Genomic DNA, 14,760 nt, shown 5'->3' with positions numbered 1-14,760 from the left:
ATTATATCCTCCTATTATTTTGTAACTGATACATTCCATATGCCGCCTGTCCGATCGCGATTCCTCCATCATTTGGTGGAATCATACGATGTCGCAATACGGTAAATCCTTCCTGTGCCAATTGTTCTTCTGTCAAACGCAGCAATAAACGGTTTTGGAATACTCCACCGCTCAGGGCTACCTTATCTCTGCCGCTTTTTTCTTTTGCTTTGATACAAGCGGCGGTAATCTGTTGCGCTAATATCTCATGAAACAGATATGCAAGTTTGTTGCTGTCTTCCCCTTGTAGTTTTGCTTCTGTGATCTTTTCTACAAGCATCTTTGTATTTAAGATCAACCGTTCTTCTGTTTCATATATTAATATATCTACTAATTCATTTTGTTCCTGTAAAATATTTTGTTGTTCATATGCTTCTGCTGCAAACTGTAACGCTGTCGATGCTTCTCCTTCAAACCCTGATTTCAATCTGATTCCAAGGATCGCACTGACTGCATCAAACAGTCGTCCAACGCTTGTTGAAACTACCGCATTGATCTTACGATCTGCCATAGTAAACTGAACTTTGCTTTCCTGTTCGCTACAAAGACCAAGTTTCTCTATGATCTCCCATGCTTTTTTGCGGTCTTTCGTATAACCATAGATCATGGATACCGCAATACGCCATCCTTCTTTTGCAGAAGCATCTCCACCAATCTGTAAAAATGGAGTGATACTTCCAAATCTTTCAAAGCTTTCATAATCTGCAAGCAAGATTTCTCCACCCCAGATCGTGCCGTCTGTTCCATATCCGGTTCCATCAAATGAAACTCCAATAACTGGATCTTCACAGTCATTTTCTGTCATACAGGATAAGATATGTGCATAATGATGCTGCACTCGGATAATCGGATAGCCTAGCTCTTCTGCCACAACCGTAGAATTGTATTTTGGATGCAGATCACAGACTACAGCCTGTGGTTCTACTTCCAACAATGTTTGAAAACGATGGATCGTTTCTTGCAATGCTTTTACGGTTCTTAAATCTTCTAAATCCCCTACATATGGTGACTGATAAAATCTGCTGTCCACGCCGATACAAAATGTATTCTTTAATTCGCCGCCAACCGCCAGCACCTGGCCTTTCCAATCCGTGGATGTCATAAATGGCAATGGTGCATAACCTCTGGATCGACGGATCATATATGGTTCATTTTTGTAAAAATCCATAACCGTATCATCGGAACGAATTCTAATCTTTCGGTTATGCGACAACATTGCATCACATAAATTGGATAATTCAGAAATCGCTTCGTCGTCCTCACGGCAGATTGGTGCACCAGAAGTATTTCCACTGGTCATGACCAAAAGTTCTGGCATTTTGATTTCATCATCGTATTGAAAGATCAATAACTGTACTGGTGCATATGGAAGCATCACACCAACTTTTGGATTCCCTGGTGCTACGGAAGATGCTAATTTCCCATCATTTTCTTTATCTAATAACAAGATTGGTTTTTGATGTCCTGTAAGAATTGCTTCCTGTTCCTTTGTCACGACACATTCCTGTTTCACAACTTTTTCATCTTTCGCCATCACTGCAAATGGCTTTGCCGGGCGTTTCTTTAAGATTCTCAGACGTTTGACTGCTTCTTCATTTGTCGCATCACAGCACAGATGAAAACCTCCGATTCCTTTGATCGCTACGATCTTTCCTTCACTGATCATCTTTCGTGTATATATAATTGCATCTCGTCCTCGTTCTTTTCTGCCGATCAAATAGACTTCTGGTCCGCATTCATTACAGCACACCGGCTGTGCATCAAAACGTCTGGATTTCTCGTCTGTGTATTCCTTTGCGCACTCTGGGCACATCGGAAATTCTTTCATACTTGTACGTTCTCTGTCATATGGCAGTGCATCCAGAATCGTAAGCCTTGGACCGCAACAGGTGCAGTTGATAAATGGATGCAGATATCGTCTGTCTTTTGGATCAAACAACTCTTTTTTACATTCATCACAGATTGCGATATCTGGGGAAACAAAGATTTCTCCTTTTGTTTTTTCACTCTCAATGATATCAAATGTTTCAAAATGCAGTTCGTTCTCTTCCGTAATGTCTTCTATATTTATTTTCAAAATAGCTGCTCGTTTTGGTGGATTTTCTTTTAATCCATTTAAAAATCCTTCGATCTTCTCTTTTTTACCTTGCGCATAAATTTCCACATATGGTCCCTTATTACAGACCGTTCCATAAATTCCATGTGCTGTCGCTTGACGGCTGACTGTTGGTCTAAATCCAACACCCTGAACAATACCATATACGCGAATGCGCCATGTCATTTCACTTTTATACACTCTTTTCTCCTATCGTATCGTGCTAATCTTCTAATCCTCTTGCCTCTGCCAAATGCCCTGATACTGCAAAATGTATTGTATCAATAAAATTTCCGTCAAATTTTGGTGTCATTCGTTTCATACATGGATCTGCATAAATGACATCATACGCTTCCTTTTCCACAAGATTGATATAATCATCTTCATCACGTAAATGCAGATCCGTGTCTTTGCGAAGTTCTGGTTTCATCATAAACCAGCTTGCAACTGTTACTTGTGCATCGGGTGCTTTTTTTAATATTTCTTCACGAATTGCACATCCGATCACCTGCTGTTGTACGATCAGTATCTTTTTTCCATGATAATCCATATCACAAACCAGTTCATCGACTAGTGGATAACCCATTTCATATGGTGTCCCATACGTTCGTTCCAAATACTGAGCTGCTTTTATGGCAGCTGGCGATACAACAATATTTTTTTCTACATTAGAAACTGATTTTACATCATCAAGTCCATTTCCCATCCCATAACAAACCGCTGTTTTCCCTTCTTTTGCAAAATGTTCTCTGATACGGTCTGCTGCATGCAGATCACTGACATCCTGTGGGGTCATTCCAAGAATACCGATTCGATCCTTTACCACTTCTTCTTTTTGACCTGCAAATGTAAGAAATAACTCCATCCATGCCTTTTCTTCACCCTCATCATACAATGCCATTCCATCTGTATCCACAGTCATGATCGGAAGATCTACTTTTTTCTCTGTCATACGTTTTAACGCATGGTAATCTGTTCCGATCACTGCTGGAACTGGTGTCCCGATGATCGCTGCAAACTTTGCATCCAATTTTGTCACTGCATCCGCAAGTTTCGCTACCAACTTATCATCACGTCCAAGGATTGCGTCCATGTCACGAAGTCCCGCACTAAATAATGCACTTTTACTCTCAAACCATCGTGGCTCATCAAATCCACAGATATTTCCGGTACAACCACCAGCATCGCAAATGGCGATAATTCCACCAAATTCATATAATACAGACACCGCTCCTGACTGATCTGGTGCAAATGGTGTCAGATATTTTCTTAGTCCTCTCATGTTACACCTCCATCAATTCCTCAAATAGTCTGCGTACACCTGCATATCCAAATGGCTGTCGTTCTTCGTTCCAGAGTACATTTGGACATTCTTTGTGATAATATCCTGCATCTTTTCCTATGGTCATATTAACACCAGAGTCTTTTCCATCATAATAAAGCATCGTTGGTTCCAGATTTGAAAAAACTTTTGTTTCCGGACTGATCTGTGCTAACTGTTTTACATAGATAAAGTTTTCTCCAGATAATGTTCCATAAATCTCTGGCACACGAAATCCATAACGTACCAGTGCAAGTGCAAGTTCAAATGGATCTCCATTCATCCATTCTCCGACCGCAAATGATGCATCCGGATGAGCTTCTTTAAATTTTGCGACTGCATCTTCGGCTTCTTTTCGTGGTTTTTCATCATCAAACTCGATACCTAATGCCGCTCCAAATGCACGATACTGACTGCCGATCTTATCGATCTGATAGAGTCTTCGCAGCTCGATATATGGAATTTTTAATCGATCATGAAAGTCTTCGGCTGCAAAACGTGCTTCCGGATGTAATACCAGATTAAAGTTTGCTTCCGCCATCGTCTGATATTCCTCGTAATCTTTACATCTGGAAATCTCATGGATTGTCTTTACCCCTGCTCCATGAAGCAGATCATATAGCTCACAATCATCAATGATCGGTGAAAAATAACCTAATAAATTCACTACATTTCCTTTTTTCTTCTTTGGTTCCAAGAGTGAATAAATAGACTGACGAACATGCACCATTGGCGGCTTTCTTCCTTCTCTTGTCAGAGCATACATATAGCATGGCTTAACAGGAATTTTGGCATATTCCTCTGCTTTACGACAGACACGCTCCATATCCGTTCCAAGCAATGCATCCACACATGTAATACAGATCATCACAACAGATGGCTTCTTCTCAAGTCCCTCACAGATTTCTGCAACTGCTTTTGGAATCTTTTTTAAATGTCTTCCCGTTACAATATCCGTCTCATCCATCAATAGATAATAAAAACGGTCATGATAAGCTCTCATGGAACTAAGCACGGATGTATTACGTCCACAACACCCTGGAGATACGATCAGCATAATTGAATCCGGAACCGCAAGCCCTGCACGTTTAACACCAAATCCTTCTGCTCCTGGAGAGTTGAATGCCAATGTTGCCGGAGAACTATAGATTAAATGTGTATGGGAAATCAACTGGTCAGGAATCTGTTCTTTTCCTAATTCATTTAGCTCTTTTACCGTACAAAAATATGCTTCCTGCTTCATTCTTTTTCCTCTTCCTTCCATAATAATTCGGCAAGATCAAAGAAACATTTGCTGATCTCGGATGTCGGATCACCTTCGATCACTGTCTTACCCTGTTCTTCCCAATGGATAATGTCATCACTTCTCATGACTTCACCTACGATCGGCACCCCGATCTTATCTGAAAATGTCTGTACTTTTTCTTTCTCATTTTCTACATTTCTGTGATTTAACACAATACCAAACACCTTGGCATAGCTTCGGTCCTCAAAGTTTCTGACTGCACTGGAAATATTATTGGCCGCATATAATGCCATCTTCTCTCCAGATGTAACGATCAAAACCTTATCCGCATATCCCTCACGGATCGGCGCCGCAAATCCTCCACAGACAACATCCCCTAAGACATCATACAAAACAACATCCGGTTTATAATTTTCAAATAATTCCATATCTTTAAGCAGCTGGAATGTTGCAATGATTCCACGTCCTGCACATCCAAGCCCCGGTGTTGGTCCACCTGTCTCAATACAAAGAATTCCTCCATAACCTACCTTTGAAATCTGTGCAAGCTCATCTGGTTCTTCATCTTCTTCTCTCATAAAATTCATCACTGGACGAAGCGGCTCTCCTCCTAGTAAATTGATCGTAGAATCGGCTTTTGGATCACAACCGATCTGAATGACACGTTTTCCCATACTGGCAAAAGCTGCCGCGAGATTGGATGTTACTGTGGACTTTCCAATACCACCCTTTCCATAGATTGCTACTTTTAACATGTTATCCTCCTATTATAATAAGAAAAAATCCTACTCGGACGGCTTCTTGCTTTATAGAATTTTCCTATAAAATAAGAACCATCTCTCCGGCAAAATGTCAGAAAAATGGTTCTATAAATCCTTATTTCGTAACTATTCCTGCTTGGATCATCCTTGCCGTCAGAGTTTTCTTATTTATCTATATTAAAATTGTTCTAATAAATTACGGTTTTATCTTCTCCACCAAATGCTTTGCAGATGTATGGATTAGATGTTTTAATTTTATCATTTACTAATGGTTTTCGTCAATATAAACTCCGTAGTATGAGTCAGAATTTTATTGCCACCTTTTATTTTTTTCGTTATAATAAATCTGTTTTATAACAACAATATCTTTGCAACGAAAGGATTTATACATATATGAAACGTAATATCAGATTAACAATCGAATACGATGGTTCTCGTTATCAAGGATGGCAGCGACTTGGTGGTGATTCTAGTGCCAATACAATTCAGGGAAAGCTTGAAGCTGTCCTATCAAAAATGACTGGAGAAGATGTCAATATTAATGGTTCTGGTCGTACCGATGCAGGTGTTCATGCTTATGGACAAGTGGCTAATTTCCATACAAACTGTATGATGTCTCTTGGTGATATCAAAGAGTATCTTACAAAATATCTACCATCAGATATTGGTATTGTTGAAGTTTCTGAAGCTTCCGAACGTTTTCACAGTCGTTTAAATGCAAAAGAAAAAACTTACCTTTACCGTATTGCGATTCCTGGGGTATCGAATGTTTTTGAACGTAAATATCTTTGGTATTTCCCAGAAACTTTGGATGTTAAAAAAATGGAAGAAGCTGCATCTTTGCTCATCGGAACTCATAATTTTAAGGGATTTTCTTCTATTAAAAAGACAAAAAAATCTACGATTCGTACGATTTATGATATCAAGATCAAGAAGACGAAAAAAGAAATCCAGATTACTTATACGGGAAATGGATTCCTGCATAACATGGTCCGAATTCTTACTGGAACTTTAGTTGAAGTTGGATGTGGAAAGATCAAACCTGCAGATATTACAAAGGCTTTGGAATCTACGAAACGCGCCGATGCTGGGATTACCGCTCCACCTCAAGGGTTATTTTTGGTATCTGTAGAATATTAATATTGGTTTATACAAAAATAAAACAGGGAGGTTTGCTGCTTATAAACAGTACCTCCTTGTTTCATTTTTATCTTATCTTTTTTGCAAACACACTACTTATTTGAGTGCAAAAATTTTATTCTCCCCAGACTTCCTCTGCAATTTCTTTCACTAATTTTAATTTTGCCCACTGTTCTTCTTCTGTTAATTTATTACCAATTGCGCAGGAAGCAAAACCACACTGTGGACTTAAGCATAATCGTTCCAGTGGAATATATTTTGTTGCCTGTTTAATTCTGTTGATCACTTTTTCTTTATCTTCAAGATCTGGTTTCTTTGTTGTGATCAGTCCAAGAACAACTTTCTTGTCTTCGGATACTTTCTTAAGTGGCGCAAAACCTCCAGATCTTTCATCATCATATTCAAGGAAAAGTGCATCCACATTTTCTTTTGCAAATACATAGTCTGCAACTGTATCATACGGACCACTTGTGAAGAATGTAGAATGATAATTTCCACGACAGATATGTGACGTAATTACCATATCTTCTGGTCTTCCTTCTAATGCAAGGTTGTTCACTGTAAGCAGCTGTTTCTTCACATCTTCAAGATCAATTCCTAATGCTTTATATCTTTGTTTTGCAGCATCTCCCACAATTGCTCCCCAAGTACAGTCATCTAACTGAAGATTACGGCATCCTGCTTCATAAAACTGTTTGATCACATCCTGATATGCAACCCCAAGATCCTGAATCAGTTCTTCATTTGTCGCATAATATTTTCTTGTCGTTTCAATGTTTGTTGGAACGATCATTTGCTGAAACATCTGTGCTGGTGCAGGAATTGTATATTTTGCAATTGTATTTTCATCTTCAAACTGCTTTAAGTATTTAAAATACTCCACAAATGGATGCTTTTTCGCTTTGATCTTCCCTACCAGATACGTGTCTTCTAAAGAAGCTAATTCTCCATCGAACTGTACTCCACTTCCTGTCTGTTCATGTGCTACGCCTTCAAATCCCCACATAAAATCCAAATGCCAATAAGTTCTTCGAAATTCTCCATCCGTGATCACATGATAACCTAATTCTTTTTGTTTTGCTACTAATTTTGCGATTTCTTCATTTACTATGTTATCATATACTTCTTTTGTGATCTTACTTTCTTTATATTGTGTTGTTGCTTTCTTTAATTCTTCTGTTCTTAAAAAGCTTCCTACATAATCATATCGAAATGGCTCTTTTAATTTACTCATCTGATGTTCTCCTTTGTTTGCCTTGTTTTTAAGCTATACACAGAGTATATCATCACAAAATCATTTTTTAAAATATATATATTTAACGGTTTGCCATATCTTTAAGTTATAGCAAAGAAATTCTCAGACATTAAGTAAATAGGAAAAAACCTGCATATCTAATAGACATACAGGCTCTTTTACCATACTTTACTTTCAATATTATATCTAAGATTAATTAAAATAATCCTTCCTCATTAAAATAATCGATTCTCATTGCATGACGCACATCTTTCATTGTATCCTGTGCCTTCGCTCTTGCAACTTTGGTTCCTTGCTGAAGAATTTCCGCAACTTCTGGAAGTTTTGCTTCCCACATCTTTCTTCTCTCACGGATTGGTTCTAATTCTGCCTGAAGTACTTTATTTAAGAACTTCTTCACTTTCACGTCTCCAAGTCCTCCACGCTGATAGTGAGCTTTTAATTCATCTAAATTTTTGTAGTCCGGTAAGAATTCATCAAAATATTCTGGTTTACAAAATGCATCTAAATAGATAAATACCGGATTTCCCTCTACCTGTCCTGGATCTTCCACTCTTAAATGGTTTGGATCTGTAAACATAGACATAACTTTCTTCTTAATCTCGTTTGGTTCGTCTGATAAGTAAATACAGTTTCCAAGAGATTTACTCATCTTTGCCTTTCCGTCAATACCTGGAAGTCTTAAACATGCTTTATTATCCGGAAGCACGATCTGTGGATCTGTCAGTGTTTCTCCATATACAGAATTAAATTTATGCACGATTTCTTTACACTGTTCTACCATTGGCATCTGGTCTTCTCCAGCTGGTACAACCGTTGCCCTAAATGCTGTGATATCTGCAGCCTGGCTGATCGGATATGTGAAAAATCCAACTGGGATACTTGCTTCAAAGTTCTTCTGCTTGATCTCTGTTTTCACTGTTGGGTTTCTCTGTACTCTAGCAACTGTTACTAAGTTCATATAATAAAAAGATAATTCTGTAAGTTCTGGCACCATAGACTGGATAAAGATATTAACTTTCTCTGGATCTAGTCCACATGCAAGATAATCAAGTGCTACCTGCATGATATTCTGTCTTACTTTCTCTGGATGTTCTGCGTTATCTGTCAATGCCTGAGCATCAGCAATCATAATATAAATCTCGTCAAATTTACCGGAATTCTGCAATCTTACTCGTTCTTTTAATGACCCTACGTAATGTCCAACATGCAGTCGTCCTGTTGGTCTGTCTCCTGTTAATATAACCTGTTTCATTGTCTTCTCCTTTTCCGCTTTCCGTATAGATCTTGTATCTCTTTTCTTACAATCTATACTCTTATGCTTTATTGTAAAATTAAATGCTTAAAGTGTCAATATTTCATTGTGAAAAGATTCTCTGTGTGTCCGTATCAGAAAGACATTTATTTTTGTAAAAAAGACATTTTCTATTGACTCCAGAGTAAAAAGCACATATAATGGACAAGATTGATTCTTTATTTTCAAGAAAATATGACATAAAACATCTTGAAAATATAAAAATAAGGAAAGAAGGAAATTTTAAAATGAAAAACCTATTACAAAAATGGAATAGCTTAAGTCTGATCGTAAGAATCTTAATCGGTCTGATCATTGGTGCTATTCTTGGTATAGCTGCTCCAAAAGCAACTGGACTTGTTTTACTTGGAGATTTATTCGTTGGTGCCCTTCGTGCTGTGGCCCCAATTCTTGTATTTGTACTTGTTATTGCTTCTTTAGCAAACTCTAAGAACAACGGTGCAAAAAATATGCGTATCGTTATCATCCTTTATATGGTAACAACATTTATCGGTGCCGTTGTTGCAGTATGCGGAAGTTTTCTCTTCCCAATTACATTACGTCTTGGAAAAGCTGCTACATCCGAAGCTGCTCCTCCAACCGGTGTTTTAGAAGTATTAAAGAATTTATTAATGAACATCGTATCAAACCCTGTTGATTCCCTTGTAAATGCAAACTACATCGGTATCCTTGCATGGGCTGTCGTTTTTGGACTTGCATTAAAAGCTGCAACTCCTGGAACAAAGAAAGCGCTTCACGATATCTCTGCGGCAGTTACAAAAGCTGTACACTGGATCATCAACTGTGCTCCATTCGGTATTCTTGGTCTTGTATATAACACAGTATCTACAAATGGTTTAAGTATCTTTACTGATTATGGTAAATTATTAGCTTTATTAGTTGGATGTATGTTATTTACTGTATTTGTGACGAATCCAATCATAGTATTTGGCTTACTTCGCAAAAACCCATACCCACTGATCTTAAAATGTTTAAAAGAAAGTGGTTTAACAGCATTCTTTACTAGAAGTTCTGCTGCCAATATTCCTATGAATATGGCTCTTTGTGAGGAACTTGGATTAAATGAGGATAACTATTCTGTATCTATCCCTCTTGGTTCTACGATCAACATGGATGGCGCAGCGATCACGATCACAGTTATGACGCTTGCAGCTGCACATACAATGGGAATTTCCGTTGATATTCCTACAGCAATCATCTTAAGTGTCTTATCTGCAGTTTCTGCATGTGGTGCTTCTGGTGTTGCCGGTGGATCTTTACTGTTAATCCCTCTTGCATGTTCTTTATTTGGTATCTCAAATGAGATTGCTATGCAGGTTGTTGGTGTTGGATTCATCATCGGAGTTGTACAGGATTCTGTTGAAACTTGCTTAAACTCTTCTTCTGATGTACTGCTTACAGCGACTGCTGAATTATATCAGAGAAGAAAAGCTGGGGAAGATATTGTATTGATTCCGAATAAATAAAAAACTTACGAATAAATAAAATTTGTCGAAATATATAAAAAATAGATTGTTTCCCTTGGACTCACTCTCGTTCAGATTCGCACGTAGCGGACACTAAATTCGACAGCGACGATAAATCGTCACTGCTCATTAAGTGCCGACGAGCTCATATGGTCCAAGGGAAACAATCTATTTTTTATATATTTAAATTTTGTTTATTGGTAAGCTGTAGGTATGAGTGACTGCTGATGGGAATTGGATTTTCATATCTCTCCTTCGTATTTTAATTGAAATGGAAGAAAGATTGCCTGTTCTAAGTCTTGTTCTACTTCTTTTCTCTGTTCTTCCATCATCAACTCTGTGTTTGCTGCTGTCACATAGCTTCCTTTTCCATGAACTGTTACTGTAAAGCCTTCTCTTTCTAGTTCATTGTAAGCTTTCTTTACCGTTAAGACACTGATCTTTAATTCCTTTGACAATGCACGAACCGATGGCAGCTGGTCATTTTGCTTTAGGTCTCCCTTACGGATCATTGTTTTGATCTGATCTATGATCTGCTCGTAGATTGGAACCAGAGATGATATGTTGATTATGATCTTGAAAAACACGTATCTTCAGGTATAAATAGACACAGAAATATAGATAGGAGTACGAAATGATAGAATTCCATAGGCTTTTTTCAGGTTCGCAGCAAACTTGGTCGGTTGTTTGAATCCGCGTAGCGGATGAGTTACCGAAGGAAAGTTTGCGAATCAGCGACCTGCAAAAAAGCCGTCAATGGAATTCGTTTTTCGTACTCCTATCTATATTTCTGTGTCTATTTATACTCGACGCACTACTGTATTTTCAACTTAATTTTTCCCATCCATCAATCCAAACTGTATCGTCACACAAGTAGCAATGATCAGTCCGAACATATAAAATGAATATTTCAGCACACTAAGTGGAGAAACATTGGCAAGTGCTGTGATCATCAGCATTCCTCCGTCATGTGGCATTAATGAGATAAATGCGCAGGCAAAGATATCTACCAGACTGGCAAGTCTTTTTGGTGCGATCTTATATTTTGCACCGATTTCTTTTGCGATCGGACATGTTACAATAATGGCGATCGTATTATTGACCATTGCTGCAGAAAGGATTCCGGACATTAGACCGATTCCGTATTCTGCACCACGTCTGCTCTTGATCTTATCACTGATTGCTTCTACCAGCCATTCAACACCGCCATATTCACGGACAAGTCCAATAATAGCAGATACTAAAATTGCAACCATACTGATACTGAACATATCACTCATACCATTTCCAATTGCCTGAATCCAGTCAAAGAATCCACAACTTCCAACACACAGTCCGATAATTCCTGCAGAAAGAATTCCAACAAAAAGTACAACCGCAACGTTAATTCCCATCAATGCTGCTCCAAGAACGATAAGATAAGGAAAAACTTCTATGATATTATAGCTTCCTGCCTTGATCGCTCCACTTCCAGTACCGCCGATGACTGAATAAAGGATCATTGCCACGATCGCAGCTGGCAGTGCGATAAAGAAGTTCATCTTAAACTTATCTTTCATCTCAGAACCGCATCCTTCTGCCGCCGAAATTGTTGTATCTGAAATCATAGAAAGGTTATCTCCAAAATAAGAACCTCCGATCACTGCTGCACCAACGATTGCAACATTTAAGTGTGCTCCCTGTGCCACATTGATCGCGATCGGTGCCATTGCTGCAATCGTTCCCATGGATGTTCCTATCGATGTTGCCATTATCATTTGTACACATATTGTTCTGGTCGTTACTACTAAAAGAATACATTTCTGTATCTTTTTCCTTTTGTTCATATGCTTTAGCTACAAATTTTTTTTTAGCTTCTTTTATTTCATCCTGTATTCCTGTTTTATATATAAAAGTAATCTTATATGGATCTTTATTACCATTTTCATCAAAACCACCTACAATGGCTTTTTCAACTATACTTTCAAAAACAACTCTATCAAATTCTTCCAGAATCGGATTGTTCATTATATTCTTTCTAAATTCACTAATTCTGTTAGAAATATTATCTTTTTCATCTAATTGTTTCTTAAGATATTTTAACTCATTCTTTTTATTTAATAAAGTAGTTTTTAATAATCTTTCATTTTCTTCATAAATATCTTGGGGTATTGTTCCATTCAAATATTCATTTAATAATTTATTTCTTCGCACCTTAATCTTTTGAATTGATTCATCTGTCTGTTTAATTGCCTCTTCTATTTTTTCTTTTTTTAAAATTGTTTTTATTTTTGCTAATAAATCTTCTAAGACATCTTGCTTATTATCACATAACCTATTATAAGATTCTACAAAAGCTTCTTCTAAAACACTTTCAGAAATTGCTTTTGCATTTGGACAATATTTCACTCCCTTCCTACATGGTTCTGAACAATACCATACTGCTTTAGAATATTTTGAATTACTGTGCCATTGCTTTCTTACTAAATTTTTTCCGCAATAACCACATTTTAGCATAGAACTAAATGCATATCTTCTATTGATTACAACTTGATCTGTTCCATTAGCAAGTTTCTTTGTACTTTTAGCCTTACGTAATTTCTGTGCTTTATCAAAAATTTCTTTTGAAACAATCGGTTCATGATGGTCTATTACATAATATTTATCTTCCTCTCCATTATTATGTAATCTTCGTTTTGAAATAGGATCAATCGTAAAAGTCTTCCCTTGCAACATGTCCCCTTTATATTTCTCATTTTTTATGATACCTAGAACGGTTGGTGCTGACCATTCAACATTGTTTATCGTAAAAATTCCTTTTTTATTTAGTTCATTAGCGATCACTCTTCCTCCTGCCCCTTCTAAATATCTATTGAAAATATACCTTACCGCTGTTGCTTCTTCTTCTACAATTTTTAGCTGCCTTGTTTCTTTATCAACCTCATATCCAAAACAACGATGGGATCCTACCATTTCACCTCTTTTCATTTTCATCTTAAGTCCTTTTTTCACATATGCAGAGGTATTTTCTACTTCTTGTTGTGCTACAGAACTTAAAATTGTTGTCAAAAATTCGCCGTCTTTTAACGTATTAATTTTTTCAACTTCAAAATAAACTGCCACGTTCATTTCTTTTAACATTCTGACATATTTCAATGTGTCTAATGTATTTCTTGCAAATCTTGGTATACTTTTCGTTATAATCATATCGATTTCGCCATTTGTACAATCTTCTATTAATCTTTTAAAATCATTTCTTTTTTTTACATTCGTTCCTGTGATTGCTTTATCCGCATAAATCCCAACAAATTCCCACTCATCATTTTTTTCAATTAAATCTGTATAGTACTTTATCATAGAATTATAACTTTTGATTTGATCTTCACTGTCTGTGCTAACTCTACAATATGCGGCAACTCTCAATTTACGAACTGTTTTACGAAAAGCTCCTAAAGCTACTTTATTTCCTTTTATAAATTTGATTTCCATTTTTTATCCTTTGACATATTATAATGCTACACATTTTAACGAACACAATTTTTCACGTCAAATAACTAAATCTGACACAATTTTATACTCTTCCATTAATTTCTTTTTTATCTTTTCATACTCCTTTTCATTAATTAATTCTTTTCTTAATAATTGTTTTAACATAGCTATTTGCATGCTATATTTTAATATTTCATCTTCTTCCATAAATCAGTTCCTTCCTATAAATAGAATATTAATCCTACAAGCATCCCTGGAACCAGGACCGCATTGGAATCTCACCATCTCTATGGACTGATCTGTATCAGAAGTATCATTATTTAAAGGCAACATCTTCGCCAAAGATTTTCCATTTTCTTTTTACAATCAGATATTTATCCGCTCCGATTTATCTTCTTCAACTTTGCGCCACCGTGGCGCAAAGTAAATCAAATGAATAATTCATCATCATGGCGTATCCATTGAAGGGCTTTGTTGCCTTACACGTCTTGTAGGATTATATTTAGTTATCAATGTACCATTAAGGGAATTTTTCCCTTCTACATATATCTCGATCTGATTTACCTATATGTTCGGTTTTTCAACGTATTTTTTAAAGAAATTAATTGTTCCATTTTTTGTTTTATTTTTCTCTTTATCTGTGTTATATTGGCT

At 36.9% G+C, this 14,760-nt stretch carries 12 protein-coding genes; 2 read left to right on the top strand and 10 right to left on the bottom strand.

The window, feature by feature from the left end:
* Window position 1: 1 nt before the first annotated feature.
* Genes hypF through KE503_RS12135 form a run of 4 tightly spaced genes read right to left on the bottom strand, consistent with a single transcriptional unit; the run spans window position 2 to window position 5,456 of the window.
* Window positions 2-2,320 (bottom strand): carbamoyltransferase HypF, encoded by a 2,319-nt coding sequence (gene hypF, locus KE503_RS12150; RefSeq protein ID WP_055197204.1) that lies wholly within the window; start codon window positions 2,318-2,320, stop codon window positions 2-4.
* Between the two features lie 37 nt (window positions 2,321-2,357).
* The gene (locus tag KE503_RS12145; RefSeq protein ID WP_212385387.1) at window positions 2,358-3,416 is read right to left on the bottom strand and encodes a nitrogenase component 1; all 1,059 of its coding nucleotides are present in this window, start codon (window positions 3,414-3,416) and stop codon (window positions 2,358-2,360) included.
* A gap of 1 nt (window position 3,417) precedes the next feature.
* Window positions 3,418-4,698: a nitrogenase component 1 gene (locus KE503_RS12140; protein WP_022375454.1), complete on the bottom strand. Its 1,281-nt coding sequence runs from the start codon at window positions 4,696-4,698 to the stop codon at window positions 3,418-3,420.
* The gene (locus tag KE503_RS12135; protein WP_212385386.1) at window positions 4,695-5,456 is read right to left on the bottom strand and encodes a nucleotide-binding protein; all 762 of its coding nucleotides are present in this window, start codon (window positions 5,454-5,456) and stop codon (window positions 4,695-4,697) included. Before KE503_RS12135 ends, KE503_RS12140 begins: the two co-directional genes overlap by 4 nt.
* Before the next feature lie 399 nt (window positions 5,457-5,855).
* On the opposite strand from KE503_RS12135, the gene truA reads away from it, so the two are divergent.
* Window positions 5,856-6,602 (top strand): tRNA pseudouridine(38-40) synthase TruA, encoded by a 747-nt coding sequence (gene truA, locus KE503_RS12130; RefSeq protein WP_117944969.1) that lies wholly within the window; start codon window positions 5,856-5,858, stop codon window positions 6,600-6,602.
* A 115-nt stretch (window positions 6,603-6,717) separates the two neighbouring features.
* On the opposite strand, the gene KE503_RS12125 is transcribed toward truA, so the two are convergent.
* Window positions 6,718-7,836 (bottom strand): 5-methyltetrahydropteroyltriglutamate--homocysteine S-methyltransferase, encoded by a 1,119-nt coding sequence (locus KE503_RS12125; RefSeq protein WP_212385385.1) that lies wholly within the window; start codon window positions 7,834-7,836, stop codon window positions 6,718-6,720.
* 217 nt (window positions 7,837-8,053) lie between these two features.
* Window positions 8,054-9,112 carry a tryptophan--tRNA ligase gene (gene trpS, locus KE503_RS12120; protein ID WP_022374185.1) on the bottom strand — a complete coding sequence of 353 codons (1,059 nt, stop codon included), beginning with the start codon at window positions 9,110-9,112 and terminating at the stop codon, window positions 8,054-8,056.
* 287 nt (window positions 9,113-9,399) lie between these two features.
* On the opposite strand from trpS, the gene sstT reads away from it, so the two are divergent.
* Entirely contained in the window at window positions 9,400-10,638 is a 1,239-nt protein-coding gene (gene sstT / locus KE503_RS12115; RefSeq protein WP_212385384.1) for a serine/threonine transporter SstT, read from the top strand.
* A 242-nt stretch (window positions 10,639-10,880) separates the two neighbouring features.
* On the opposite strand, the gene KE503_RS12110 is transcribed toward sstT, so the two are convergent.
* The 4 genes from KE503_RS12110 to KE503_RS12095 all read right to left on the bottom strand — a co-directional run bounded on the left by KE503_RS12110 (window position 10,881) and on the right by KE503_RS12095 (window position 14,313).
* Window positions 10,881-11,225 (bottom strand): GntR family transcriptional regulator, encoded by a 345-nt coding sequence (locus tag KE503_RS12110; RefSeq protein ID WP_055196992.1) that lies wholly within the window; start codon window positions 11,223-11,225, stop codon window positions 10,881-10,883.
* A 243-nt stretch (window positions 11,226-11,468) separates the two neighbouring features.
* Complete coding sequence (locus tag KE503_RS12105) at window positions 11,469-12,365, bottom strand: Na+/H+ antiporter NhaC family protein (protein ID WP_249183058.1); 897 nt, start codon at window positions 12,363-12,365, stop codon at window positions 11,469-11,471.
* Window positions 12,253-14,106: a recombinase family protein gene (locus KE503_RS12100; protein ID WP_249183057.1), complete on the bottom strand. Its 1,854-nt coding sequence runs from the start codon at window positions 14,104-14,106 to the stop codon at window positions 12,253-12,255. The genes KE503_RS12105 and KE503_RS12100 overlap by 113 nt, the downstream gene beginning before the upstream one ends.
* A 57-nt stretch (window positions 14,107-14,163) precedes the next feature.
* Complete coding sequence (locus tag KE503_RS12095; protein ID WP_055073067.1) at window positions 14,164-14,313, bottom strand: SHOCT domain-containing protein; 150 nt, start codon at window positions 14,311-14,313, stop codon at window positions 14,164-14,166.
* Between the last annotated feature and the right edge of the window lie 447 nt (window positions 14,314-14,760).

Source organism: Anaerostipes sp. Marseille-Q3525, from assembly GCF_018223505.1.
Lineage (GTDB): Bacteria > Bacillota > Clostridia > Lachnospirales > Lachnospiraceae > Anaerostipes > Anaerostipes amylophilus.
This window is presented reverse-complemented; position numbering and strand designations above follow the sequence as displayed.

What these genes read in the sequence shown, in the direction of transcription:
- sstT (WP_212385384.1), top strand. Translation starts at nt 9,400, where the DNA reads ATGAAAAACCTATTACAAAAATGGAATAGCTTAAGTCTGATCGTAAGA.
- KE503_RS12095 (WP_055073067.1), bottom strand. Translation starts at nt 14,313, where the DNA reads ATGGAAGAAGATGAAATATTAAAATATAGCATGCAAATAGCTATGTTA.
- KE503_RS12140 (WP_022375454.1), bottom strand. Translation starts at nt 4,698, where the DNA reads ATGAAGCAGGAAGCATATTTTTGTACGGTAAAAGAGCTAAATGAATTA.
- truA (WP_117944969.1), top strand. Translation starts at nt 5,856, where the DNA reads ATGAAACGTAATATCAGATTAACAATCGAATACGATGGTTCTCGTTAT.
- trpS (WP_022374185.1), bottom strand. Translation starts at nt 9,112, where the DNA reads ATGAAACAGGTTATATTAACAGGAGACAGACCAACAGGACGACTGCAT.
- KE503_RS12105 (WP_249183058.1), bottom strand. Translation starts at nt 12,365, where the DNA reads ATGGGAACGATTGCAGCAATGGCACCGATCGCGATCAATGTGGCACAG.
- KE503_RS12145 (WP_212385387.1), bottom strand. Translation starts at nt 3,416, where the DNA reads ATGAGAGGACTAAGAAAATATCTGACACCATTTGCACCAGATCAGTCA.
- KE503_RS12100 (WP_249183057.1), bottom strand. Translation starts at nt 14,106, where the DNA reads ATGGAAATCAAATTTATAAAAGGAAATAAAGTAGCTTTAGGAGCTTTT.
- KE503_RS12125 (WP_212385385.1), bottom strand. Translation starts at nt 7,836, where the DNA reads ATGAGTAAATTAAAAGAGCCATTTCGATATGATTATGTAGGAAGCTTT.
- hypF (WP_055197204.1), bottom strand. Translation starts at nt 2,320, where the DNA reads ATGACATGGCGCATTCGCGTATATGGTATTGTTCAGGGTGTTGGATTT.
- KE503_RS12135 (WP_212385386.1), bottom strand. Translation starts at nt 5,456, where the DNA reads ATGTTAAAAGTAGCAATCTATGGAAAGGGTGGTATTGGAAAGTCCACA.